The organism is Acutalibacter sp. 1XD8-36 (assembly GCF_009917525.1).
Classification (GTDB): Bacteria; Bacillota; Clostridia; order Oscillospirales; family Acutalibacteraceae; genus Acutalibacter.
Window position 1 is genome coordinate 133007 of record NZ_QZDU01000002.1, and the last position, 24398, is coordinate 157404.

General features: G+C 51.8%; 22 protein-coding genes and 1 tRNA gene. 8 read left to right on the top strand and 15 right to left on the bottom strand.

All coding sequences use genetic code 11. The features are described 5' to 3' along the window. The first annotated feature begins 154 nt into the window (after window positions 1-154). Window positions 155-1477 (top strand): MFS transporter, encoded by a 1323-nt coding sequence (locus D5270_RS04130; RefSeq protein ID WP_279286466.1) that lies wholly within the window; start codon window positions 155-157, stop codon window positions 1475-1477. Between the two features lie 99 nt (window positions 1478-1576). Next, complete coding sequence (locus D5270_RS04135; protein ID WP_166542900.1) at window positions 1577-2509, top strand: sugar phosphate isomerase/epimerase family protein; 933 nt, start codon at window positions 1577-1579, stop codon at window positions 2507-2509. 125 nt (window positions 2510-2634) lie between these two features. Here D5270_RS04135 and D5270_RS04140 read toward each other — a convergent pair whose 3' ends face one another. The 4 genes from D5270_RS04140 to D5270_RS04155 all read right to left on the bottom strand — a co-directional run bounded on the left by D5270_RS04140 (window position 2635) and on the right by D5270_RS04155 (window position 5802). Next, window positions 2635-2889, bottom strand: a complete 255-nt coding sequence (locus D5270_RS04140) for a hypothetical protein (protein WP_166542901.1) — start codon at window positions 2887-2889, stop codon at window positions 2635-2637. Continuing rightward, on the bottom strand, window positions 2886-4046 hold the full coding sequence (locus tag D5270_RS04145; RefSeq protein WP_166542902.1) for a M56 family metallopeptidase: 1161 nt from the start codon (window positions 4044-4046) through the stop codon (window positions 2886-2888). Before D5270_RS04145 ends, D5270_RS04140 begins: the two co-directional genes overlap by 4 nt. Before the next feature lie 13 nt (window positions 4047-4059). Further along, window positions 4060-4488, bottom strand: coding sequence for a BlaI/MecI/CopY family transcriptional regulator (locus D5270_RS04150; RefSeq protein WP_166542903.1), 429 nt, complete (start codon window positions 4486-4488; stop codon window positions 4060-4062). Between the two features lie 204 nt (window positions 4489-4692). Next, complete coding sequence (locus D5270_RS04155; protein ID WP_166542904.1) at window positions 4693-5802, bottom strand: Gfo/Idh/MocA family protein; 1110 nt, start codon at window positions 5800-5802, stop codon at window positions 4693-4695. A 291-nt stretch (window positions 5803-6093) separates the two neighbouring features. Here D5270_RS04155 and D5270_RS04160 point away from each other — a divergent pair, with 291 nt between their 5' ends. Continuing rightward, a complete protein-coding gene (locus D5270_RS04160) occupies window positions 6094-7380 on the top strand; it encodes an MFS transporter (protein WP_166542905.1) in 1287 nt (428 codons plus the stop codon). A 167-nt stretch (window positions 7381-7547) separates the two neighbouring features. Here D5270_RS04160 and D5270_RS04165 read toward each other — a convergent pair. After that, a tRNA-Gly gene (locus D5270_RS04165) sits at window positions 7548-7621 on the bottom strand. Window positions 7622-8006: 385 nt separating this feature from the next. Between D5270_RS04165 and D5270_RS04170 the strand changes: the two genes are divergently transcribed. Both D5270_RS04170 and D5270_RS04175 read left to right on the top strand, forming a co-directional pair. Further along, complete coding sequence (locus tag D5270_RS04170; protein ID WP_166542906.1) at window positions 8007-8366, top strand: BlaI/MecI/CopY family transcriptional regulator; 360 nt, start codon at window positions 8007-8009, stop codon at window positions 8364-8366. Next, entirely contained in the window at window positions 8363-10660 is a 2298-nt protein-coding gene (locus D5270_RS04175; protein ID WP_166542907.1) for a M56 family metallopeptidase, read from the top strand. The genes D5270_RS04170 and D5270_RS04175 overlap by 4 nt, the downstream gene beginning before the upstream one ends. Here D5270_RS04175 and D5270_RS04180 read toward each other — a convergent pair. From D5270_RS04180 to D5270_RS04200, 5 genes are all read right to left on the bottom strand, one after another. Next, window positions 10631-11131, bottom strand: coding sequence for a hypothetical protein (locus tag D5270_RS04180; RefSeq protein ID WP_166542908.1), 501 nt, complete (start codon window positions 11129-11131; stop codon window positions 10631-10633). The two genes, D5270_RS04175 and D5270_RS04180, sit on opposite strands and share 30 nt — an antisense overlap. Before the next feature lie 105 nt (window positions 11132-11236). Continuing rightward, entirely contained in the window at window positions 11237-11734 is a 498-nt protein-coding gene (locus D5270_RS04185; RefSeq protein WP_166542909.1) for a hypothetical protein, read from the bottom strand. Window positions 11735-11888: 154 nt separating this feature from the next. Further along, window positions 11889-12437, bottom strand: coding sequence for a hypothetical protein (locus D5270_RS04190; protein ID WP_166542910.1), 549 nt, complete (start codon window positions 12435-12437; stop codon window positions 11889-11891). A gap of 168 nt (window positions 12438-12605) precedes the next feature. Then, window positions 12606-14441 carry an ABC transporter ATP-binding protein gene (locus D5270_RS04195; protein ID WP_166542911.1) on the bottom strand — a complete coding sequence of 612 codons (1836 nt, stop codon included), beginning with the start codon at window positions 14439-14441 and terminating at the stop codon, window positions 12606-12608. Between the two features lie 48 nt (window positions 14442-14489). Then, window positions 14490-16295, bottom strand: a complete 1806-nt coding sequence (locus tag D5270_RS04200; protein WP_243150137.1) for an ABC transporter ATP-binding protein — start codon at window positions 16293-16295, stop codon at window positions 14490-14492. Window positions 16296-16641: 346 nt separating this feature from the next. Here D5270_RS04200 and trhA point away from each other — a divergent pair, with 346 nt between their 5' ends. After that, entirely contained in the window at window positions 16642-17331 is a 690-nt protein-coding gene (gene trhA, locus D5270_RS04205; protein ID WP_243150139.1) for a PAQR family membrane homeostasis protein TrhA, read from the top strand. Window positions 17332-17402: 71 nt separating this feature from the next. Here the strand turns inward: trhA and D5270_RS17230 are convergent, their stop codons facing one another. Beyond that, complete coding sequence (locus D5270_RS17230) at window positions 17403-17609, bottom strand: helix-turn-helix domain-containing protein (RefSeq protein WP_166542912.1); 207 nt, start codon at window positions 17607-17609, stop codon at window positions 17403-17405. Window positions 17610-17726: 117 nt separating this feature from the next. Here D5270_RS17230 and D5270_RS04215 point away from each other — a divergent pair, with 117 nt between their 5' ends. Both D5270_RS04215 and D5270_RS04220 read left to right on the top strand, forming a co-directional pair. After that, window positions 17727-18014 (top strand): hypothetical protein, encoded by a 288-nt coding sequence (locus D5270_RS04215; protein WP_166542913.1) that lies wholly within the window; start codon window positions 17727-17729, stop codon window positions 18012-18014. Between the two features lie 16 nt (window positions 18015-18030). After that, window positions 18031-18768: a hypothetical protein gene (locus D5270_RS04220; protein ID WP_166542914.1), complete on the top strand. Its 738-nt coding sequence runs from the start codon at window positions 18031-18033 to the stop codon at window positions 18766-18768. 76 nt (window positions 18769-18844) lie between these two features. Here the strand turns inward: D5270_RS04220 and D5270_RS04225 are convergent, their stop codons facing one another. The 4 genes from D5270_RS04225 to D5270_RS04240 all read right to left on the bottom strand — a co-directional run bounded on the left by D5270_RS04225 (window position 18845) and on the right by D5270_RS04240 (window position 24326). After that, window positions 18845-19966: an aldo/keto reductase gene (locus tag D5270_RS04225; protein ID WP_330587383.1), complete on the bottom strand. Its 1122-nt coding sequence runs from the start codon at window positions 19964-19966 to the stop codon at window positions 18845-18847. Window positions 19967-20043: 77 nt separating this feature from the next. Next, complete coding sequence (locus D5270_RS04230; protein WP_166542915.1) at window positions 20044-21141, bottom strand: aldo/keto reductase; 1098 nt, start codon at window positions 21139-21141, stop codon at window positions 20044-20046. A gap of 127 nt (window positions 21142-21268) precedes the next feature. Continuing rightward, the gene (locus D5270_RS04235) at window positions 21269-21736 is read right to left on the bottom strand and encodes a hypothetical protein (RefSeq protein WP_243150141.1); all 468 of its coding nucleotides are present in this window, start codon (window positions 21734-21736) and stop codon (window positions 21269-21271) included. 34 nt (window positions 21737-21770) lie between these two features. Continuing rightward, window positions 21771-24326 carry a hybrid sensor histidine kinase/response regulator gene (locus D5270_RS04240; protein WP_166542916.1) on the bottom strand — a complete coding sequence of 852 codons (2556 nt, stop codon included), beginning with the start codon at window positions 24324-24326 and terminating at the stop codon, window positions 21771-21773. Window positions 24327-24398 lie beyond the last annotated feature (72 nt).

The window sequence follows — 24398 nt, forward strand, 5'->3', positions numbered from 1 at the left end:
TCTTGATGGATGTTGCATAGCCTTGCGGCTAAATTTTCAAATATTTTAGCATATTTTCCCGAGCAATGATACCTCAAACCGTCGGGAAAACATCTCAAAATGTTGGCTTTTTGGTCTGTTTGCTTACTTTTTGTCAGTTTCTGCCGGCCTGTTAATGAGAAAAACAAAATTTTTGAGAGTTTTATATGACGTTTTGATGTGTAAATTACAGCCGTGTTTTGTTAAGATGAATAAAAGCATTTTATTTGAAAGGAATGGGTGTATGAACAGAACGCAGAAAACCGCGCAAAACATGGGCAGGCTCTGGAACCGCGATTTTGTACTGGCAATGCTGGTCTCTTTTATTGTCGCCATGGCAAACGGGATGTTTAACCCTGTGCTTCCGGTTTACGCGGAGGGCTTCGGAATTGGCACCGACCTTATCGGCGCCATTGTAGCCGTTGCAACTTTTTTCTCCATGATAGCGCGCGCAGTTGTGGGGTGGCTCTCCGACAGCAGGAGCAAGAAAATGCTCATAGGGGTCTCACTTATCTGTATGATAGCCGCCTATGCCCTGTATCTACCGGCGAACGGCCCATGGCTTATCACCGGGGCGCGCATATTGCAGGGCGTGGGGCACGGCGCCCTCACTACGGTCCTTAGCACTCTGGCTATAGAGTACCTGCCGCCAAAGCGCATGGGCGAGGGCATAGGGATGTACAGCCTGGCGGGCTCCCTGGCCCAATGTATTGCCCCTGTGCTTGGGACCCAGTTTGCAAAGCATTCACAGTACCGCCCGGCGTTTATTCTGGCTCTGGCTACTATTATCGGGGCTTTTGCCGCTTTGCAGCTTATTAAGGACGCCCCAAGGCCCCTGGCGTCAGCTGAAAAAGTACCGGCCGTGGAATTAATGGGGCAAAACCCTATAATAAGATTCATCAATATGTTTATATATAAGGACGCCCTACTTGGGGCCATGCTGCTTTTATTTATGGGCATATTACACAGCGCCATCTCAAACTATCTTGCAATCTATGGCTTTAAGCAGGATTTAACACAGATAGGCCTCTTTTTTACGGTGAACTCTGTTGTGCTGATTCTCTTCCGGCCTGTACTTGGCAGGCTTGCGGACAAGACGCACCCAAGCCTGCTTATAGTCCCGGGCCTGGTATTTATGGGGCTGGTCTTTCTTATGCTCGGCAATCTGACGTCTGTGTGGCAGATATTTGCAGGGGGAACACTCTACGGCGCAGGCTTCGGCGCTGTCATGTCCATGAGCCAGATGATATCTGTAAAATCTGCCCCGCCTGAAAAAAGAGGTGTTGCCAACGGCACCTACTACGTTTTCGGGGATATCGGGCTATCTCTGGGTGCATATATTTCCGGGCTGCTCGCCAAGGAAATCGGTTATGGTGGGATGTTTCTTGTTATGGCAGGGGTAACTTCCTTTGCCATCGCCTTTTATCTCATATTCTCAAAAAAGCGCCAGCCAACATAATGAGAGTTTTACACCACCCTATGGGGTTGTTTCTCAATTTTAACGATGATATACTTTTTAATATAAAGCCCGTAATATGCAAAAGGAGGATTTGACAAAATGATTAAAGTAGGATTGATTCTGTACTCCGTCCGGGAGGAAATGGCTAAGGACCCTATAGCCACCGTTGAAAAGGTGGGGGCGCTGGGCTACAAAAATATTGAGGTCTGCAACCACAATGCCATCAGGGATTCCGGCTGCGGCTTCAATGTCCCCGCCGAGACGCTTAAATCTACCTTCGACAAGTTCGGCTCAAAGGTTGTGAGCGCCCATATCTTCCCCATGGAAAAGGCCAACCTGCCGGAGGTCATCGCCTATAACGAAACCTTGGGCAACCACAATATCGTGTGCCCCAACGGACGGTTTACAACATACGACGACCTGATGTACCAGTGCGAGCGCTTCAACAAGACCGGCAGGCTCTGCAAGGAGGCCGGTATGACCTATCTGTATCATAACCATTATCACGAGTTCTATACAATTAACGGCAGAACCATAATGGACCTGATGATGGAGAATACCGACCCCGAGTACCTCTCCCTTGAGCTTGACACCTTCTGGGTAATGCGGGCCGGCCTCGACCCGGTGGAGCAGCTCAAGCACTTCGGGAAGCGGGTAAAGCTGCTCCATCAGAAGGACTTCGCCTGGGACAGCATGGAGCCCCTCAATATGCGCGGGCTCACCCCTGAGGAGTGCATTCTGCCCGCTGAGGGGGCCGGTACTGACGGCGAAAGTGTATATGCGAAGACCGGCAGGCATGTTGACGCTGACGAGGCCGCAAAAAAGGCCCGTCGCATCCGCAACACCGCCTTTACGGAAATCGGCATGGGCATTATGAATATTCAGGATATCATCAACGCCGCAAATACATATACGGACGCCGAGTACATTATTCTTGAGCAGGATGCCACCAGGCTGGAGAGCCAGCTTGTAAGCGTTGAAAAGAGCATGGAGGCCTTTAGAAAGTACGACGGAATAAGCTGGGACAACTGACAGCGCACAAAAAATACACCCCCTGGTAAAACAGGGGGTGTATTTTTATATAAGCCATGAGAAAACAAAAAAACAGGCAATGCCTACATCGCGGCATTTGCCTGTTTATAATAGATAGTATAACATTACATATCAATCCAATCGGGGTCAACCCAGTAGGCCCTTGTTGCGTTCCAGCGTCTATACTGTTTTACTCCATTATGAGTCCTTACATATATAAGAATATGGTCTGCATATGGAACTGCTTCTGATTCTCCTGCACGTAATACAACCGCTTGTTGCTCTGATGGCGCAGCTGCCTTTGCTGGAGTTGCAAAGCCTGCTGTCAAAACTAATGCCATCATTAACACTGAAAGTACTTTGCAAATACGCAATTTCATTCTATCAATTCCTCTCTACAATCTATTCCCATCGATATAAAAACTTCCGCAGTTTCTTCCTTGATTTTGTACGGCTTCTCTCCAGGTGAATGTAAGATATAATCTCCGTTTATAGTTTTCACGATGAAACTCTCTATTACATACTCGGCAGTTCCATCCCCAGATACTATGTCTGTTTCTTGGGGATAATATATGGGCTGAATCACTGCCATATATGACATTCCGAAAGCAATCAAATACAGCGTCACTATCACCGGCAAAACCCATTTATGTACGCTTTGCGGCGGTTTCATCACCACTTGAAACCGCTCAACCAATGACTTGTTATTTCTAAGCTTAATCATACCCAACGCCCCGATAATTTTAAACTGCGGGCCATTTCCCTGGTCTTTCAGGAGATTCAGTATGATTCCCAGATATTCCTCTTTCTTGCGGTGGCTGAAATTCTGAGTTGCCGCCAGGTCACACTTTATTTCCAGAATCTGGGATATATCCCTAAGCAGCAGATAGGCGGCGGGATTCCACCAGAATATACAGCAGAATACGATTACGAGGAATTTCACGGTCAAGTCGCGGTTGTAGAAATGCGTATACTCGTGCTTTATGATATAGTAAAGCTCCTGGTCTGAGAATTTGCCGTATGGCAGCAGTATCCTCTTTTTCCACAGTCCAATTCCCATCGGTACTGCGGTTTCCGGGCAAATGAAAGCTTCGGCCTTTATCCTCCGCGGGTATTCAGACTGCACTTGGCTGAGTATGCGCTCAATTCTTTCTGAGGTGCATGTGGAGTATCTGCTAATCCTCAATAAATACAGACCATACTGGACAGCAAATATAATCACCAACAGCAGCGAAGCCGAACACCATACGCCAAGGAAAAGGGAGAAGTACGATGTTTCTTTCGACATGACATAGATGGGTTCGATGTAAACTTTCTCATAAAACCCATTAACAAGTTTTGGCAGTTCAATCGTCCTGGTAAAAGAAAACTCCGGGGTAAACAACATGCGCAGCAGGCAGAGCAAGTAGCCTATCAGCACGGACTTTACGCCGAATTTTCTTATGAAGCTTGGGTTCTTCCTGAGAAGGTGTACAGAAACGAGGATAAAAGTGCTAAAGATGAAAGCCGTAATAAAGGAGAAAATAGTAAAAGACATTTCGAGCATCTCCTTACTTCGAGTTCTTCAGTGAACTATCATCCTCCGATTCATCAGAAAACTCCTGTAGCATCTGCTCAAGTTGTTGAATCAATTCCTTCCTGTCATTGTCGCTTTCCCTGGCAAGCATTGTGACCGCGGCCTTGAAGAACATCCTTTTATTAAGATTCTTCCCCGCGGCTAAATTGACGAAGTATTCCTCCTTGGAAACAGTCGGCATAAACTGCCTGGCATACTGCTTTACATACCGCACTGTGCCAACCTCCTTTATCAGCCCCTTGCCCAGCAGGGAGCGGAGCATAATCTGGAGGTAGTTCTCTTTCCAGGAATGGGAAGTGCTGAGCTCAAGTATGTCGTTACAGGTAACAGGCTCGCCGTGCTCCCACATGAAATCCATCAATTCTTCCTCGCGCTTAGTCAGTTTGACTCCGTTTTGCACCATATCTCACCCCCTTCCGCTATTCATCGCTGTGTAATGCTATCATCTAACTCTTTGTGTTGTTGCTAGTTTATCACATATATTTCTAAATGTCAATAAATTTTTTCTCTCTAGGGAAATAAAATTAGTTTCGGTCAGCCCCGGGGAATTTATATATGAAAGTACGCCGGTGTCACATGTCACCGGCGTACTTCCCTACTCCGCTTATCAGAACTTAATCTCTTTGCCCTGGGCCGCGGACTGATAAATGCTGTCCAGAATCTTTGTGACGGTGAAAGCCTGCTCGGGTTTTACCAGGGGCTCGCCGTCATTTATAATGGCCTCAAGCCACTGCTTGCACTCCAGGTCCTTGGGGCTTTCAGAACTGGCGTGGAAGTAGGCTATGCTGCCTGCTGAGGAGAGGCTCTCCTCGGTGAGCTGGCCGTAATCGGTCTTATTGATTACCAGGTCATACTCCCCCGGGCCCTTACTCAGTCCGCCGATTATCTCAGCTCCCGCCTTTGTGCCGCAGAGGGTTGTAGCCGCCTCTCGGGACTCCTTCATATTTATTGCCCAGGCGGATTCCAGGAATATTGTAGCGCCGTTCTTCATCTTGATGAAGCCGAAGGCGGAGTCCTCCACCTCGTACTTCTCCGGGTCCCAGGGGCCGAACATGTTGCCTACGGTGGCCTCGGGCAGGTGGCCCAGCTTCTCAAACACGGAGCCGGTGACGCTCTCCACCTCATAGTTGTCCATCATCCACAGGGTGATGTCCAGGGCGTGGGTGCCGATGTCGATGAGGGGCCCGCCTCCCTGCTTGGACTTGTCCGGGAATACGCCCCAGGTGGGCACGGCACGGCGGCGGATGGCGTGGGCCTTGGCAAAGTAGATGTCTCCCAGGGCGCCCTCCCGGCAGGCCTTGTAGAGGGTCTGGGTGTCCCGGCGGAAACGGTTCTGATAACCGATGGTGAACTTTTTGCCGGACTTCTTCCAGGCGTCCATCATGAGCTTTGCGTCCTCGGTAGTGGCAGCCATGGGCTTCTCGCACATGACATGCTTGCCCGCTTCAAACGCCGCTATTGTGATGGGGCAGTGGGCCACGTTGGGGGTTAGCACATGTACCACGTCTATTGAGGAATCCTTAAGGAGCTCGTGGTAGTCCTCGTACACCTTTGCTCCATCAATGCCGTACTCAGCCGCGGCCTTCTGTGCCCGCTCCGGGATGATGTCACAGAAGGCCACCATCTCGCACTTGTCGTTCTGGGATTTAAGGGCCGGCATATGCTTTGAGTTTGCAATGCCGCCGCAGCCGATGATTCCGACTTTTAATTTTTCCATCTTTGTCCCTCCTGAGATGTTAATTGGGTTTAACAAAATTATACTACTTTTCCCATATATGTCAAGTGTGAATGCCGCCCTTGACATATCATAAATTGACATGCTATAATTTGCATGTAATAATTTAACCTGGAGGGTATCATGCAGAATATTTCACTTCCGCTATGTATTGCCTCCGCTCCATGCAGGGCTTGAGGACAATGCATGGAGCATAGAGGCTAAGGGCCCCCGCCCTGTAAGTCCTCGGGCTTTGCAAATTTGATAATATAAATATCAAAGGAGCGAAGTCTAATGAAAAAGTATAAAACATATAAGGTCCTGCGCCCGTACCTTTTGCTGTGGGGCACCCAGTCCCTCTCGTCCCTTGGCAGTTCCATGACCGGCTACGGGCTGATATTGTGGCTCTACCGGCAGAACGGCTCCGCGCTGGAGACCGCCATGCTCTCTATCTGTTCCTACGCGCCGTATGTGCTTGTGAGCATTTTCGCCGGGGCGCTCAGCGACCGCTGGAACAAAAAGCGCATAATGCTCGTGTGCGACCTGCTGGCGGCTCTCAGCACTGTCGTAGTGTTGATGCTGCTGAGAAGCGGCCTGCTGGTGCCATGGCATATTTACGTTCTCAATGCCATAAACGGCCTGATGAACACTGTCCAGCAGCCTGCAGGCGATGTGGCCGCCACGCTGCTTGTCCCTAAGGAGTATTACCAGAAGACCAGCGGCCTGAGGTCCTTCTCCCTGTCGCTGAACACCATACTGCACCCGGTGATAGCCTCAGCACTCTTTGCCTTTTTCGGCATGGATCTGGTGATTGCCGTTGATTTGGCTACCTTCGCCGTGGCCTTTGTCACACTTCTGTTTTTTATCCGTATCCCTGAAATCCCCCGGGAGAACAGGCCCCGGGAGAAGCTTCTAGCGGCTGCAAGGTCGGGGCTGGACTGGATTCGGGCCAACCGGCTGATTCTGGACCTTATTCTCTTTCTGGCGTTTATAAACCTGGTGGCGTCGGCCTATAATGCCGCCCTGCCCGCCATGCTGCTCAGCCGTGAAAACGGCGGCGAGACTGTGCTGGGCCTGTTGAACGCCGTGACCGGAGCCGCGTCCATGGCAGGGGGGCTTATAACCACCCTGATGCCCGAGCCAAAAAACCGGGTGCGGACCATCTGCCTCTCGCTGATGATGTCCATGGGCACGGAAAATTTCCTGCTGGCCTTTGGGCGCACGCCGCTAATATGGTGTTTGGGCTCCGTCTTGGGCTGGCTGCCAATTCCCCTGATGAATGCCAATATGGACGTTATCTTCCGCTCCACCATCCCCACGGACTTGCAGGGAAGGGTGTATTCCTGCCGCAATACGCTGCAGTTTTTCACCATCCCTGTGGGATATTTCCTTGGCGGCCTGCTTGTGGACCGGGTTTTTGAGCCCCTGATGGCTGCCGCTTCTCCGGAGAGCGCGCTGGTGTTTTTATTTGGCGCTGGGAAGGGCTCAGGGGCTGCGGCGATGTTTTTTGTGCTGGGAGTTGCTGGGGTTTTGGTTTGCTTGAGGTTTTATTGGGGGTTGCGTAGGTTTATGAAAAATTGAATATTTGGGATAGAAAAAATCCTTCGGAGTTTTCCGGAGGATTTTTTTGCGGATATTTTGTCGGGATGTATTGGGATGAGGATGGATATAGAAGGGGAGTGGGTGATGCGGGCAAAAGTGCACGCACTCGGCGTTGCCGAGTGCGCGGATTGGTTGTATAGAAAAGTTGGAGCGGGCGAAGGGAATCGAACCCTCGTATTCAGCTTGGGAAGCTGATGTTCTACCATTGAACTACGCCCGCAATTTTCTTTATTATACTCCTATAAATCAAAAATGTCAATGGGCAAATGAATTTTTTTCATGACTCCAACCGTCCTTGTGAACATCCGGTGCAATGGGCACTAACCCAGCAAGCGTTGAGGGTGCGGAATTACTCTCTACGCCTGTTTATTTTCTTGGTTTCTGTCGGGGCAAAACTACGCGTCCCGAAAAATCTTACCTGTTTTTTCAAAGCAGAGTCAGTGTCTAAGTGTCTGTCAGCCTGTAGTACCCGTTTGTAAAAAACTGCCGGTTGTTCACAAACTCTTTACATATAAACTACCGGAATAGTGTTGACACGCTTGCACTACTGTGATAGTATAGATGTATAAACTATTGCAGTAGTTTCAAAGAAAGGATTGAACTGCATGAAATTATTCGATTCTGAGCTCAAAGTGATGAATGTACTCTGGAGCAAGGGCAGCCGCACCGCCAAGGAGATTTCCGATATCCTAAAGGCCGAGACTGGCTGGAACATGAACACCACCTACACCGTAATCAAAAAGTGTATTGCCAAAGGTGCCATAGAACGCAGTGAGCCCGGTTTTCTCTGCCGCGCCCTCATACCAAAAGAGGCCGTGCAGGAGGCTGAGACTGACGAGCTCATTGGCAAGCTATACGACGGCTCAGTGGATAAGCTGTTTGCGTCACTTCTAGGGCGTAAAAAGCTTTCGGCAGAGCAGATTACCCGGCTGAAACAGCTGGTCGAAGGGGAGGTCGAGCAATGAACCTGCTGCAGATGAGCATTTCCGGCGGAGCCATGGCTGCAGCCGTCCTGCTGGTTCGGGCGCTGGCTCTGCACCGGCTGCCTAAACGCCTATTCCCCGCACTGTGGGCCATTGTTATGGTTCGTCTGCTTGTTCCCTTTTCACTGCCTGCATCGTGCAGCGTGTACTCCCTTTTGAGCAGGCCGACGCCGGTTGTAGTCTATAGCCCCCGCCCCACAAGCATACCTCTCTATCCGTCTGCTTTGGAGGAAGAAATTACTGAAGTGTCCGTTCTCACAGGCGGTGCTGCCCACTCGGCGAATCCATGGCACATGATTTGGCTGACAGGCTTGCTGGTATTTGCCGGATATTTTGCGATGGCCTACATCAAATGCCGCCTTGAGTTTCGGGAGGCTCTGCCAGTTCGCAACGCCTATATAGAGAATTGGCTGCTTGTGCACCAGCTGCTCCGCCCTATCGCGGTACGGCGGTCAGACAAAATAAGTGCGCCCCTAACCTACGGGATACTGCGTCCGGTTATACTTCTGCCAAAGTCAACTGACTGGACGGACATAGCGGCCCTTGGCTATGTGCTGGCCCACGAATGGACACATATACGCCGTTTTGACAGCCTGTTCAAGCTTATTTTGACCGCCGGGCTATGTGTGCACTGGTTCAATCCGCTGGTGTGGGTCATGGTATTTTTTGCCAACCGTGACATAGAGCTGGCCTGCGATGAGTCTGTACTCAGTCAGCTCGGCAGGGACACCAGGTCCGGGTACGCCATGGCACTTATCCATATGGAGGAGGCCAAAAGCGGGCTGGCTATGATGGGCAGTCATTTCAGCAAAACACCTATTGAAGAAAGGATAAAGTCAATCATGAAGATGAAACGAAATTCTATTGCCGCACTGGCTTTAGCTGTCAGCCTGATTGGTGGTACTGCCGCACTATTTGCTACCTCGGCTAAAGCGGAAGCCCCTGAAGAAGTTGCGCATGAATCCACTTATGACCTGGTAGACAAGGACTCACTTGTGTCATATACAGGCGCTGATGGTGTCCCCCGCTATAGCTGGGACGGTGGCGAAACCTGGAAGGCCATGACCGATGAGGAGTTCACCGCGGCCTTCCCCGGCACGGACGTGGAATGGTGGACTGCAGAAGAATATGCCGCCTGGCTGGAAGAGGAGAAAAAGAGCCTCCAGGACATAATCGGCTCCAAGGGCTGGACTCCCAGTACCGGATGGTTTACCTGGACACAGGAGATGGTGGCGGAAGCTATCTCCGAATATGAGGAGATACTTGCAATGATAGAGGACGGCTATCTGGTGTCCAAAACTGTGGACGGTGCGGAGGACACTATGTTGGTAATGAATCCCCTTGACAGGGTAGTTGGCAGCGCAGACTGGGAGGGCGTCATAGAAGAAAAGGAAGATTCCAATTCTTATGCCAATGATTTTGACTACACAAGCCTTTTCGACGACTATATGAGTTGCGGGCTGGATTTTAATAATAGTGACGGCAGCCTGTACTGGAGGGGCCAGCGCGTGAGAATCTTTGTAGACGGCGCAAAGTGCGGCGAGGGCTTTGTCTCAGTCTATGAGCACTATGACCCTGATGGCGCGATTGATGTGCACGCGGTCCGGGAGCGGGTAGATAACGGGGACGGCAGTTACAGTCTGATGGGGCCCTTGGTGCGGCTGGAGGAGTTCACTCCTGACCGGATGTTTTTGGACGCATTGGAGGGGCAAAAATATGTAGGCGCTGAAATCCAGTATGAGGCCGAGCAAACCGCTATTAGGCTGGAGCCCTACATTCCCTATGGCCTGACATACAAAACCGACACACGCACGGGAGAACTGGCTATGGAGTGGAACGGTAAGCCTGTGCGCAGCCTTTTTGACGCGGAGCGCCAGCTTTGGACTGCCAACAGCCTGGGCGGGAATGGCCTGAACCTGGAGGCGGTATATGAAAACGGCATGCTCACCGGCCTGAGGGAGAGTGAGGAGAAGGGCTTTGTTGAGAGTGGTGTAGCCATACATGCTGAAGCTGCCGCCGCTGAAGGTAGCGGTGGCAGCTCCGGGGAAACTATTGCCGGGCGTATGGAGCAGTATGCCCCATTTGGCGTGAGCTATAAGGAGCAGAACAGCAGGAAAACCATAGGCTTTAAGGGGCAGGCTGTCAATAGCTTTGCCGATATACGGCCTGACGGCAGTGTGTTTTCGGTGGAGGCTGATGATGGCGGAGAGATTGATTTAGTGACGGTTTATGACCGGCATGGCCGGCTAAGTGGGATAAAGGCAGCAGAGGCTTAGGGTGTAAATAAATTCACGCAGACGGTCGAAATATTCCCGGTCTCCGTAGTACCATATATTATTAACCAGCATACGATTATACGCGAAACATATTGTTACTGAGCTTTCATCAGCCCGTGGCTCTTTGAAATATATATGTATTATGTTGTACCAGCCTATCGGCAGAGCACTTTCGCCGTCTGGCTCAGGCAAACAATAATGGCATGTAAATGAATTTAGAAATTCGACAATCTCAGAAATCTCGTCATTGGATGAAAGCACATTCCAATGGGGGTCATACTCTTTTAGGCTGTTGATTTTAATCTCATATATCTGCCCCACATCGAAATTGAAACACCTGCCGGACATAAGTCCATACGTCAAATATGGAGCCTCAACTCTTTCCATTATGAACCTTACTTTCGATGCCAGGAAAAGGGTTATAGCGATGGTGAGAATTGAAAGTGCAGTGATAATCGTTTTATTTTTCATTTAAATTTTGAAAACAAATAATATTTTTATGAGATGACGGTGGGTTGTATGACACTATATTGGCTATACCTTATCACGCTCATGCCGGCTTTCAGCGCGCCTGGCCTACTCACCATACAACATAGTGAGAACAGCTTTTTGCGCCAGCCCTAACGTCCATTCAGCCCCTCTTACATACACCCAATACTCACCGCCCGGCCGGATACTCTCCACCAGGAGCTGCAGTGATTCCTCATCGCTGATATACCACACTCCATCTGCCAGAATACTGTCCGGGCCGAATCCATATCCGATGACCCCATCTTCACCAAATGAATTGGAATAAAGGGCTATCCCATAACCGCACCCCATCAAATCAGGGTCTCTAGGATGAGAAGCAGTGTATTCGAAATTATTGAGGATATCAATAATTTCAGCAATTTTCTCAGGGTCTTCGATTTCCTCTACTCGCCCACCGTCGCCGTCATCTAATCGGACTTTTGTTATCTCTGATTTATCGAAGTTGAATAGGCGGTTATTTGCGGCGATGGGCGTTATGGGGATTGCAAGAATCATTACAATGACGGCTGTTATCGAAAAAAGATATCGTGTTTTTCTACTCATTTTATTCAGTGCACCTCCTCGTATCTGTCTTTACTCAAACAGTTCATCAAAATACCAATATATTGTCACCTGTTTTCTTGCACGAGCAGGGACAACCCAGCGTGAAAAAACCGTTTAATTTTATCATATATTCTCTTCGCAATACCTACGACTTCTATTTTATCAGGTATTCCTCTGTAATGTATTTGTCTGTCCAAAGCTGTGCTTCTACATAATGCCTGCCCATCGCTTCCATAAAAGCATCAAAATCGTTATCATACTTCAGCAGTTGCTTCTTTATATCCTCCATTGTCAGTAATTTTATATTTCCGTATTTCTTGTAATCTGCCCCACTGTCCCCTATTGTGAAACTAATATGACAGGGCAGAATATCCCTCAAACGCAATCTTGATTCTATCACTTTTCCAAACCAATCAAGAAGATAATCGCTCCCTTCTATTACAAAAGAGAGTGGATGTTTTTCTTCCGGCGTACCACCTAACTCAATGAATCGTGAATATAAATATTCATCCTGGCTTTTTCGTAATTCATAATAATTTTCAAAATCTGCAAACCGATAAAAAGCTGTAGTTTCCGGATGTGATTCTGCAAATACGGAAGCCAACGCAAAGGCTTCTTTTTGTGGAAGCCTCATTATATTCTTTAGTGGAATACAATCCGGATAACAATAATTCACCAGAATTAGCTCCTCAAATGTCTTCACTCGTATCCTCCATAAAATACCGATTTGCTTATCTAATTATATCACTTTATAGTATTCTACCACGTTCGGCCATTATTGTCAATAGTTGCATTGTATCTTTGAAAAAATATATGCAATATAACTTTAAATTCAAAACCAAAGGGCCGCCTTCCGGCGGCCCTCAATTATTTATCCATTGAACACACTCTCCGCAGTCTCTGTCTCGAACTGCTTATTATAAAGGTCGGCATAGTACCCGCCCTGCTCCATGAGCTCGCTGTGGGTGCCGCGCTGGATTATCCTGCCGTCACGCACCACCAATATCATGTCGGCCTTGCGTATGGTGGACAGTCGGTGGGCGATGAGGAAGGAGGTGCGGCCCTCAAGCAGCGTGGAGATTGCCTCCTGTATCAGCGCCTCAGTCTTTGTGTCGATGGAGGCCGTGGCCTCGTCCAGCACGAATATCCTGGGGTCAGCCAGCACAGCCCTTGCGAAGCTTATGAGCTGCTTCTCACCTGTGGAAAGCTGTCCGCCGCCCTCGCCCACGTCGCTGTCATAGCCCTTCTCCATCCTCATGATGAAGTCGTGGGCGTTTACCAGCTTCGCGGCGGCCTCTATCTCCTTGTCTGTGGCGTCAAGCCTGCCGTAGCGTATATTGTCCTTGACGGAGCCCGAGAACAGGTGCGGCGTCTGCAATACGTAGCCTATGCTGGTGTGCAGCCAGAGCATACTGCGCTCCTTATAGTCCCTGCCGTCTATCAGTATACGACCGCCTGTGGGCTCGAAGAACCGGCAGGCGAGGTTTACCAGGGTGGACTTCCCCGCCCCGGTCTCGCCCACTATAGCCACCGTCGACCCCGCGGGCACCTGCAGGTTGAAGTGCTCCAGCACATTTTCGTCGCCGTCCGGGTACATGAAGGTCACATCTTCAAAGGTGATATCTCCGTTGATTGACTCCCAGTTTTCTTTCCTTGGCTCAAGGGAGGTGCCGTACTTCTCTATTACCTCGGGGGCGTCGGTTATCTCCGGCTCCAGCTCAAGGAGCTCTGTCACCCGCTCCACATTGGCCTGGGTTGAAACAAAGCGCGTGGCCTGATATGCCAGGCCCTGCACAGGGTCGGATATCCTCAGAGCGAAGTTTACAAAGATTGTGAGCTGGCCTATGCTTATGCCCCCCAACATAGCCATATTGCCCCCGCCGGTTATGACGAATGACACCGCCAGCGCCGTCAGGAAGCTTATCACCGGGATGTATATTGCGTCCAGCATAACGGCCTTAATGCTGGTGCGGCACATGCGCCCGCTTACCTCTTTGAAGGTATCCAGGTTTTTGTCCTCAATAACCAGGGTCTTTGAGGTCTTTGCCCCGGAGATACCCTCGTTATAATGCCTTGTGACCTCGGCGTTTATCTTTCTTGCCTTGCGGTTTACTTTAAGTATGCGCTTTTCAAAATACACAGTGAATGCCGCAATAAAGGGCACCACCGCCAGTACCATAAGCCCCAGCTTCCAGTTTATCACCATCATGGCTATAAGGCAGCCGATGATGTACACCCCGCAGTACACGCCGTCCACCATCATCCATGGGATACTCTCGGCAATGCGCGCCGGGTCGTTGAGAGCCCGGGCAACTATAGTGCCAACAGGCGTCTGGTTATAGTATGAGAAGCTGAGCGTTTGCAGGTGCACAAACAGGTCCCTCTTTAAGTCCCTGCCAACGTACATCTCCAGCCTTAGGGCCAGAGTTCCCAGCACTATCTGCACCAAAGTCCGCATAACTGTCATGCCTGCATATAGAACCACGAAGACGGATATCCCCTGGTGTGTACGCTGGGCAATGAAGCGGTCTACCACATAACCGGCAATAAGCGTGTCCATTACGGCAATAAAGGCTTCTACAAGCATCGCCGCCGCTATTGCCGCAACCCACTTGCGGTACGGCTTTATGTATGGGAGCATCTTCCCCCACACTTTAAACGTATGGAAGCGCTCCTTTGGTATGTTTTCAGTCCTATTTATATCCATATTTCACCTTGCCTTTGCTTTGGAAGAATTAACCTGTATATTTCATAATTAACTCTTCTGCATATCGTAAATACGCCTGTAAATGCCCTCCTGGGAAATAAGCTCCTGATGTGTCCCCAGCTGGGCTACCCTGCCCTTCTCCAGCACCAGTATGCAGTCGGCGTTCATCAGCGTGGTAATCCGGTGGGCTATAAGTATTGTGGTGCCGTGCACGTTCTCCTTTATGGACTGGCGTATTTTAGCGTCTGTCTCCATATCCACCGCGGAGAGCGAATCGTCGAACACCTTTATAGGCGTGTCCTGCATGAGCATGCGGGCAATAGCCACCCGCTGCTTCTGGCCTCCTGAAATCGTCACGCCACGCTCACCTATGGGGGTCTCATATCCCTGGGAGAAGCCCTCGATGGCGTCGTCAATAACCGCCATCCTTGCATACCTTCTGACGGTCTCCAAATCCTGCCGTCCGGAGCCGTCGGCAATGCTCTCCCGGAAGGTCTTGCTGAACAGGAATGGCTCCTGGAGCACCATGCCTATACCGTGGCGCAGGTGGGACAGCTTGATGTCCCGGATATCCACGCCGCCCACGGTTATCCTTCCCTGGCCCTCGGGCAGCTCATAGAGCCTGTCCAGCAGGTACATCAGGGTCGACTTGCCGCTGCCTGTGGCCCCCAGAATACCGAAGGTGCTGCCGGACTTTATGGTGAAGCTCACATCATTGAGCACCCCGGGCTCGCTGCCGTAGCCGAAGCTCACGTGGTCGAAGACGATATCCCCATCCATGGGAGGGGTGCGGGGGTGCTCCCGGTCCTGCTCCTCCCTGGCGTCCAGTATGTCGAAAAGCCTGGTGGAGCTGATTGACGTCTTGCTGAGCTCGCTTAGAACACGCCCAAGCTGGGCCACGGGCCAGGCCAGCATGGCGTTATAGGCGGTGAAGGCCAGGAACTCACCCTCAGTGAGGGAGCCTCCCTCCACAAAGAAAACGCCTATCACCATTATGAGCAGGGCCTGCAGCCCCGCGAACAGCTCCCCAAGGCCCCAGTCAACGCCCAGTATCTTCCCCAGGTGGGACCATAAATCCGCAAATTCCTGGTTTTTCTTATTAAACCTGTCAATCTCAAAGCGCTCCCGCCCGAAGGCCCGGACGACCCGCACGCCTGTCAGGTTTTCCTGTACCAGGGCCGTGAGCTGCCCCTCGGTCTGGTCGGCCTGGTCGAACTTCTTGCCCACCAGGACGAAGAATATCATGGAGTACCCCAGCACCAGGGGGATGAACCCCAGCACTACCAGAGATAGCTGCACGTTCATCATAAACATGAGCGTAAGGGAGATAATTATGGCTAGGAGCGTGCGTATTACTGTCATAAGCTGCTCGTTTACAAAGCGGCGTATAAGCTCCACGTCCTGGGTGCAGCGCTGGATAATATCGCCGGTCTGGTGGGAGTTATGCCAGGCGTATGGCAGGCGCTGGATATGCCCAAACAGGGTATTGCGCATACACTCCACCGTGCCCTCGCAGCCCTTTGCCAGGTTCATCCTGGAGGCATAGTTTGCAGCGCCGGATATCACCGCGAACAGCAGCGCCGCCCCCGCGCAGACTATAATATGGGAGCGCAGGGCCTCCCGCCCGCCGAAGCTGTCTATCCACGACAGCACAAAGCCCGGCAGGGAGAAGGGCTCGTCGTTTATCACCGAGTCCACCGTGACCCGGATTATCTGCGGGGTCATATAGCTTGCCGCCGAGGAGATTATCACCGTGAGCATGGCAAGCAGCAGGTTTCCGCGAAAGCCCTTTGTGAAGGGGTAAAACCGCAGGATGCTTGATTTTTTCTTTTTGCTTTTGTCTTTTTTCATCATAAGAAGTACCTCGTTAAGTGCTTAAAAATAGCGCAGCACGTCCCGGCCGGCAGGAGCCCTGGACACGGCGGGCTCTCTGGAAACTGGGGCGGTACTGCGCCTGAATCCGCGCAACGTACACGGACAGGGGCATATATTCCTAATTTTTTATGTAATGACGGTTGCTGGTATCATATCATAGGGCAAGTTAAAAGTCAAGGGATATCCGGATTTTTGTGAATTATTTGTGTCCAGGCGGTAAAAAATATTAGATACCCTATTGCATTTCAAACTCTCACGGTGTATAATATCGTTAGAAACGGTTTTTAAAACTATGTATGCAGTACGAGCGAAAGGAGCGTGTCATATGGAAAACACTATGCGTCTGAAAGCCGACCGACGGCGGGACCTCTGCGAGAGGATGGGCCTGCCAAGGTACTCCCTGGGTGAGGAGATATTCTCCTCGGTGTCCCACGGGGTGTCCGCGCTTATAGCTGTGGGGATACTGGCGCTGCTGCTGGTATTCGGTGGGAAGACCCCAATGAAGACAGCGTCAGTTGCCGTATACGGCGGGACCATGGTGGCGCTCTACGCCATATCCTCCATATACCACGGCCTGGGGCTCGGCAGGGCCAAGATAGTCTTCCGCTCCCTGGACCACTGCACCATCTTCCTGCTGATAGCCGGGACCTATACCCCCATAACCCTGGTGTGTATAGGCGGGCGGCAGGGCCTGTCTATGCTTATAGGCGTCTGGGCCGCGGCTGTGGTGGGCGTGATTCTCAACGCTATCAGCGTGGAGCGCTTTAAGGTGGTGTCCATGGTCTGCTATATAGCCATGGGCTGGGTTGTGGTGCTCTGCATGGGCACCCTGCGGCAAAACCTCAGCGGCGCCGGATTCTGGTGCTTATTGCTGGGCGGCATACTATACACCGTGGGCGCGGTGCTGTACGGCCTGGGGAAGCGGGTGCCCTATATGCACGCGGTGTTCCATCTGTTTGTGCTTATGGGGAGTGTGCTCCATGCGGCCTGTGTGTATCAGATAGTTGCCGGGTAGAGTTTTACCGTGAAAGCGTTCGGCTAAAAGCCGGGCGCTTTTTCTTTCATGAATTGTCTTATTCCCAGCTACTATTCTATTTTGATAAGGTCCCCTATCTCACAGTCTAGGGCATCACATATTCGCAATAGTAATTCACTGTCGTAACGTACGACTTTATTTTTATAGTATTTATCTATTATGTTATACTGTATACCTGTTCGCTTTGATAATTCATACCGTGTAATGCCATAGTTTGCCAATAGACTGTCCAGGTTTAGCCTAATACTCCTTTTCACGTTGTCACCTCCACTTAAAACTATAAAAGTAGTGAAAGGTCTTGACAATCTATCTATATAAGTATATACTTATATAGATAGATAACGGAGGTGAGAAAAGTGAAGCCACAATCCCCAATGGAAGAGTTTGAACAGCGAAAGCGGAAAATAACGCTTATAGGCCTGGGAATAATTGCCGCCCTGCTGGTAGCAGTGGTTGCAGCGGCCTCTGCAAAATCCGACCCATACTCTGAGTACAGCCACTTTAAATCTTTAAGAGACAGTTACTTAGGCGAGCTGGAGCAGGTCAATACAGATATGGAGCTTGTGCAATCTGAGCTTGAAGCGGTGCTTGACGATATAGCGCGCGCAGAGGAAGAATTGGAACAGCTCAGGGAGGCAATCAGTACAGCTACAGATAGCTGAGAAGGAAGGTGAGATTATGCAGAATGAATTTTTAGTCCGTCTGGAAATGAAAAAGGCTTTAAACCGCCGAAAGCTGCTGCTGGCAATTCCCATAGCAATGCTCATTTGCGCCGTTGTATCCAACCTTAATGAGATGGGCTCTGCCAGCTACAGCGCCGCACAAATGAAGGTGCAGGCGGACAATACCTGCTCACAGCTTGATGAAGCCAGGCAGGATTACGAGGAGACTTTAAGCCTGATAGATGAGAAGAAAGGCTACCTTGCCAGCTGCCAGAAAGAGATTGCAGCTATGCCGACATCCAGTCCTGAGGACATGGTGAAGGTGTATGACATGGACGTGACATATGAGCAGCTAAAACGCAGCCCCTCAGAGTATATTGGGAAAAAGCTAGCTTTTCTGGGGACTGTGGGCTTTGAAAGCGTAAGCTCTTGGAATCGTATAAGCAGCGATTACCCAGGCAGGATGTTTGGCCTATATATAAACGGTTTAGCAGGTGAGAGCATATTGGTTCACTATAATGATGATGGCGGCAGGGTTGTAAACGGGGACGTTGTAATTGTATACGCCACAGCGACAGAAGACCCTCAAGGCGATATTATTCTGATTGCTGACAGTATAGCCCTTCCGTCAGAAGATAAGATACAGGATTGGATTATCGACCGTGCTTATGGGGACAGTCCCCGTGGTGACGAATTACGTGACGCTCTTGGACAGTGGCAGAAAGGCCTGGAGGAAATAACCGGTCAGCCTTGATTTTTATACGTTATCCGGCAATAAGAACATAATTAAGAGCGGCAGGGCCTCAAACCCCGCCGCTCTTTCTTTACGCTCAGTGGTCAAAATGCGCTGAAACTTCCTTCAGCTTCTCAATTATCGGCAGATGCTGTGGACACATCTCCTCGCACTGCCCGCACTCAACACAGTCGCGGGCCGCGCCGAACTTCTCTGTCAGGAGCCGGTAGTTGGTAAAATTCACCGTCCAGCCCTTTTCCTCCAAATGCTCCCGCATGTCCTCGTTATACAGGGAGAAATACTGGGGTATCGCTATCTTCTGGGGGCAGCCCTCGGTGCAGTAGGAGCAGCCTGTGCAGGGCACAGCTGTCTGGCTGTTTATAATCTCCCCGGCCTTGAAGGCTATGGCCTTCTCCTCCTCTGTGAGTGGCTTGAAGTCCTCCATGAAGCTCAGGTTGTCCTCCATCTGCTCAAGGCTGCTCATGCCGGAGAGCACCATCTTCACCTCAGGCAGGCTGGCGGCAAAGCGTATGGCCCAGCTTGCCGGGGAGGCATTGGGGTCGTGGGCCTTAAAGAGCTCCTCCGCCTCTGCTGGCACTCGGGCCAGCGTGCCGCCCTTGACGGGCTCCATGACTATCACCCATTTGCCGTGCTTTACGGCTACATCATAGCAGGCCTTTGACTGTATCCACTGGCTGTCCCAGTCCAGATAGTTTATCTGGAGTTGGACAAATTCAATGAAGGGGTGCTTTGTGAGAATCTCGTCCAGCAGCTCAGCGGTGGCGTGGAAGGAAATTCCCGGCGTCTTCACCAGGCCCTTCTCCTTTTTTTCCCTCAGCCAGCTAAAGCAGTCGAACTGCTCATATTTGGGGTAGCTGCCGGCCTCTATGCCGTGGAGCATGTAGTAGTCGAAATACTCCACGCCGGTCTTATTTATCTGCTCGTTAAAGACCGCGTCCCGCTCCCCAAGGGAGTTGAAGAAGCCGCTGTGCAGCTTGCTTGCCAGGGTATATTTATCCCTGGGGTAGCGGCTGGTGAGGACTTCTTTCACCGTAGGCTCGCTCTGGAAGCCGCAGTACATCCAGGCGGTGTCAAAGTAAGTAAAGCCCTTCTCAATGAACAGGTCCACCATCTTCTTGACCTGCTCCACGTCGATGGCCCCGGCATTTGCGGGGTCGGTGGTGGGCAGGCGCATTAAGCCGAATCCAAAATTTTTCACGCTGTATTCTTCCTTTCACGTTTTTTCCCATTATACTAGTTGGAGCGCACTCCATGTCAAGCGTTTTTAGGAAGGCCCTATCTGCCGAAATAGGCGGCAATCTCCTCCAGCCTTGCCTCCTGCTTCACATGGAAGGGGCAGCGGCTCTCACAGTGTCCGCATTTAAGGCAGTCGGAGGCGTGGAGGTCCAGCTTCTCGTAGTGCCCCTTCGCAAGCTCATCCCCGGCTTGGGCCAGGTCGTAGTATTTATTGATTAGGGCCACGTTCAGCCCCGCGGGACAGGGCTGGCAGTGGTTGCAGTAGACGCAGACGCCCTCGGCGCTCTTGGGGGTGAACTCGCCGATAACAGAGTAATCCCGCTCATCGGGGGTGGCGCTTACATAGTGCAGGGCCACCTGCAGGTCCTCAAGGCTGCGCACACCTGGCAGCACGGTCATAACGGCGGGCTTGTCCAGGGCGTACTGTATGCACTGGGTATGGGTCAGCGCCCGGCCGAAGATAGAGGTCTTCCCATCTAAAAGCTGTCCCCCGGCGAAGGGCTTCATCACCGAGATTCCTACGCCTGCCTTCTCGCAGTCCCGATAGAGCTCCATGCGCTCCGCCACTCCGCCCCTAGCGTGCTCGCCGCCCTTCTGGTAGTCGTAGGCGGGGTTTATGCTGAACATGAATAGGTCCACCAGGCCTGTCTCAATCAGCCTGCGCGCGATACCGGGCTCGTGAGAGGAGAAGCCCAGGTGCCGGATTTTGCCCTCGGCTTTCAGGGACTTCATATAGTCCCAGACCCCGCCCGGGGCCAGGGACCTGTCCAAATCCTCGTGGGTGTCAATACAGTGGAGGAACCCGAAATCCGTATAGTCTATGCCGAAGGTCTCAAAGTTCCACGCTGCCTGCTCCTTTATCTTACCAAGGTCCTGGGTCCAGCCGTACTTGCCGTCTCCGTACACCGCGCCAAAGTGCACCTGGGTGAGCACCTTGTCCCTGCGGCCCTCAAAGGCCTTTTTAAAGGCGTAGAGGGGGGGCTTGATAGCCGTTGCCATGTCGAAGAAGTTCACGCCGCTGTCAATAGCCGCGCTGATTATCTCCTCCGACTTTTCTATGTCCTCGGGCAGGCTCCCTGACCCAAGGCCTATTACGCTGATTTTTTCATCCCCGCAGGGCAGCTTCCTATATTCCATAGCAACCTCCCTGGTGCTCTATTTCGTTTTATTTTATCAGGCCCCCAGCCCTATGTCAAATGCCTATATAGTATAGCTCCTATGCCGAAAAGACATAGGAGCCGATAAATTCAGTATATTGCTTCCCTTAAAGGGGCTTCAGTCCATCAAAGAGCTCATCAAAGGATTTCATCTCCCGGCACCGTCCGAAGGAGAGCTCCTTATCCCCACCGAAGGCCACAAGCCAACACTTTGTGAGCTCCTCAACGGTTATCTCCAGGTGCTCCATAAACTGCCTGTACACGGCCCTGTACTCCGGCGTGCCCTCCTCATATTGGGAGAGTATCAGCCCCTCGGTAAGCTGGTCCAGGGGGTACATTTTAAGGTGCATAAGCTCATGGCAGATAACCTCCTCGGGGTTTTCCCTCCGTGGGTTTTGGGCATTGAGCATCAGTATGGCCTTGCGGTCGTTGGGGTCTATTTTAAAGTCCCCGGTCTTTCTGAACTCCGGGTCGTCTATAAGCTCCAGACGCACGTCCCAGCTTTCCCTAAGCCTTAAAAGCCCCCTCCACTTCTCGAATATGGGGGCAAGGGTCTCCATGCTATACTTGTACATAGATTTCACCTCTTCCCGGGTTTATACATAAATTTCATTTTTTCTCGGGCATATACCGCTCCAGAAGCATAGCCACCGTCTTCACGTCAATAGGCTTTGCCGAGTGTGCATTCATCCCGCAGTCAAGACACCTTTGAACGTCCTCAGCAAAGGCGTCGGCGCTCATGGCTATTATAGCTATGGTCTTAGCGTCCGGGCGGTCCATGGCGCGTATAACTCTGCTGGCCTCATACCCGGTCATCTCGGGCATACGGAGGTCCATTAAAATGCCGTCGTACTCCCCGGGCTCCGATTTTCCGAACAGCTCCACGCACACCCTTCCGTTCTCCGCCCTCACCAGCTCCAGGCCCAGCTCCGATAGGAGCTCCTCGGCTATCTCCCAGTTCAGGTCGTTGTCCTCTGCGATTATCACCCGGCGCCCGGCAAGGTCATGCTCTTCCTCGGCCTCCTCCTCACCGGAGGGCTCAGCCTCGGGGCTGTCACCCATGTATTTCATAAGGCCATAGTACAGCGTGGACTTAAAGAGCGGCTTTGCAATCTCCCCGTCTATCCGGCAGTCCTTGGCCGCGTCCTCCATGTCGTCCTTGTCATAGGCAGAGGTGAGCAGGATTCGCACATTGTCCCCGGCAATCTCCCGCAGCTCTCTGGCCACCTCAATGCCGTCGGCCCCGGGCATATGCCAGTCTACAAGGTAGAGCCTGTATGCCCCGCTGCTGTTTTTTTGCTTTTCAGCCATCTCAAGGGCCTCATTAGGGTCGGTGGTCCAGTCGGCGTGCACCCCAAGGCTCTTGAGGGTAGCCGCTGCGCTCATGCACAGGGACTCGTCGTCGTCCACCACCAGCATTGGCCAGTTGGGAAGGTGCATATCGCTCTCTGAAACCGCCGCCTTCTCCATGTCCAGTATAACATCCACCTCAGTGCCAACACCTACCTGGCTCTTAACCCTGATGGCCCCGCCCATGGCATCCACTATATGCTTTGTGATTGCCATGCCCACGCCGGCCCCCTGGGCCTTATGCACCCTGGCGCTGTCCTCCCTGACAAAGGACTCGAAGATATGGGAAACAAACTCCTCGCTCATACCCACGCCGTTGTCCTTCACCTGTAAATGGGAGCGGATATATCCGTCGCCCTTTGGGGACGGTGACTCATAGAGGGTTACCTTTATGTTCCCGCCCTCGGGGGTAAACTTTATGGCATTTGACAGAAGGTTCAGGAATATCTGATTTAACCTGACGCTGTCGCAGCACACGTCCTCAACGCTGATATTGTCGATATACACATCAAAGCTCTGACTCTTGAGCTTCACCTGCTGCTGGACTATAGTCACCAGCTCCTGCATGACCTCCCTAAGGGACACCTGCTCCATATTGAGGGTCATGCGCCCGCTGTCTATCTTCGCCATGTCCAGTATATCGTTGATAAGCCCCAGAAGGTGGCGGCTGGAGGAGGTTATCTTGCTCAGGCACCGGGTCATTACCTCCGGGTCGTCGGTGTTGCTCCTGGCGATAGCAGTCATGCCAACTATGCCGTTTAGCGGCGTGCGTATGTCGTGGCTCATATTCGAAAGGAACTGGCTCTTTGCCTGGCTCGCCTCCTCAGCGGCCCTGCGGGCTTCCTCCAGGTCATGGAGCTGCCGCCTTGTGACGGCGATGTACCAGCCAAACACCGTGAGCAGCGCTATAAGTATCACCGCGCAGCCCCCGAAGGCTGTAGAAGTCCAGCTACTGCCAAGGCCGTCGATACCGCTGTTTACCGGCCCATAGGAGGTGTTAAGCAGCAGATACCAGCTTGAGGCCGGCACTGGCCCGCAGTACACGTGGTTTGCCTCGCCGCTCTCTGTAGTCAGCGGGAAGGAGAACTCCCCGCCCTCCTCCATGGCCTTTTGAAGCTCCGAGGCAATATCCCCGCCGTTCTCCCTGCCGCGCAGCCAGGCAAGGAAGTCCGGTCCCTCTGACACATGAAAGCCCGGTGCCCTACCGACGATACCTCCGTCCGCGCGTATCACCGCCCAGGACTCCACCATCCCGGCCTCCAGCTCGTGCTGCAGGTTTTCGTCTATATAGCTGGACCATACCCCGGCAACGAGCCCGGTGCCGGTCCTGCCGTCCACGGTAATCTCCCCGGAGGCGGGGGCGGATATGAGTATTATCCGTCCGTCAAGCTGGTCCCGGCCCATGTCTATGCGGTCCTCTCCGGCCTCCATATGGTTTTTCAGGCCCTCCGGGTCATCAGGCACGAGCCTGCTGCCCAAAATCGGGTAGAGGGTCTCCTCCGGGGGCATATCAGGCTGGTACAGGGCAAGATAGTCAAACTGCCTGGCTCTTGCCGAGGTTCTGAGCTGCTCCGCGCTCAGGCTCCTGGCCTCCTCCACCATGTCGCTGACCTGGTCTATCCGCAGGTCAAGAGTAGCCCCCAGGTGCATGGTGACCTGACGGCTCATAGAGGACATATAGCTCTCCCCGATATAGCGGATGGTCTCGGCGCCCTTCTCCTGCATATGCTCCGTCACCACTGAGAATACAACCACACAGAGCGCCGCTATACCTACAAGGCTGCAGACCAGCATGCGCATGGGCCTATGCTTCATCCTCACTACCTCCATATTTTACCGCAGACAAAATTTTTGCCCACAGGGATTCTCTATCATATTATTATAGAA

Excerpts from the sequence above, each read along its gene's own strand:
- D5270_RS04200 (WP_243150137.1), bottom strand. The coding sequence starts at position 16,295 with ATGATGAAAAAAGACAAAAGCAAAAAGAAAAAATCAAGCATCCTGCGG.
- D5270_RS04220 (WP_166542914.1), top strand. The coding sequence starts at position 18,031 with ATGCAGAATGAATTTTTAGTCCGTCTGGAAATGAAAAAGGCTTTAAAC.
- D5270_RS04175 (WP_166542907.1), top strand. The coding sequence starts at position 8,363 with ATGAACCTGCTGCAGATGAGCATTTCCGGCGGAGCCATGGCTGCAGCC.
- D5270_RS04230 (WP_166542915.1), bottom strand. The coding sequence starts at position 21,141 with ATGGAATATAGGAAGCTGCCCTGCGGGGATGAAAAAATCAGCGTAATA.
- D5270_RS04140 (WP_166542901.1), bottom strand. The coding sequence starts at position 2,889 with ATGAAATTGCGTATTTGCAAAGTACTTTCAGTGTTAATGATGGCATTA.
- D5270_RS04170 (WP_166542906.1), top strand. The coding sequence starts at position 8,007 with ATGAAATTATTCGATTCTGAGCTCAAAGTGATGAATGTACTCTGGAGC.
- trhA (WP_243150139.1), top strand. The coding sequence starts at position 16,642 with ATGGAAAACACTATGCGTCTGAAAGCCGACCGACGGCGGGACCTCTGC.
- D5270_RS04195 (WP_166542911.1), bottom strand. The coding sequence starts at position 14,441 with ATGGATATAAATAGGACTGAAAACATACCAAAGGAGCGCTTCCATACG.
- D5270_RS04215 (WP_166542913.1), top strand. The coding sequence starts at position 17,727 with ATGGAAGAGTTTGAACAGCGAAAGCGGAAAATAACGCTTATAGGCCTG.
- D5270_RS04185 (WP_166542909.1), bottom strand. The coding sequence starts at position 11,734 with ATGAGTAGAAAAACACGATATCTTTTTTCGATAACAGCCGTCATTGTA.
- D5270_RS04235 (WP_243150141.1), bottom strand. The coding sequence starts at position 21,736 with ATGTACAAGTATAGCATGGAGACCCTTGCCCCCATATTCGAGAAGTGG.
- D5270_RS04160 (WP_166542905.1), top strand. The coding sequence starts at position 6,094 with ATGAAAAAGTATAAAACATATAAGGTCCTGCGCCCGTACCTTTTGCTG.
- D5270_RS04240 (WP_166542916.1), bottom strand. The coding sequence starts at position 24,326 with ATGAAGCATAGGCCCATGCGCATGCTGGTCTGCAGCCTTGTAGGTATA.
- D5270_RS04135 (WP_166542900.1), top strand. The coding sequence starts at position 1,577 with ATGATTAAAGTAGGATTGATTCTGTACTCCGTCCGGGAGGAAATGGCT.
- D5270_RS04145 (WP_166542902.1), bottom strand. The coding sequence starts at position 4,046 with ATGTCTTTTACTATTTTCTCCTTTATTACGGCTTTCATCTTTAGCACT.
- D5270_RS04155 (WP_166542904.1), bottom strand. The coding sequence starts at position 5,802 with ATGGAAAAATTAAAAGTCGGAATCATCGGCTGCGGCGGCATTGCAAAC.
- D5270_RS04180 (WP_166542908.1), bottom strand. The coding sequence starts at position 11,131 with ATGAAAAATAAAACGATTATCACTGCACTTTCAATTCTCACCATCGCT.
- D5270_RS04150 (WP_166542903.1), bottom strand. The coding sequence starts at position 4,488 with ATGGTGCAAAACGGAGTCAAACTGACTAAGCGCGAGGAAGAATTGATG.
- D5270_RS04130 (WP_279286466.1), top strand. The coding sequence starts at position 155 with ATGAGAAAAACAAAATTTTTGAGAGTTTTATATGACGTTTTGATGTGT.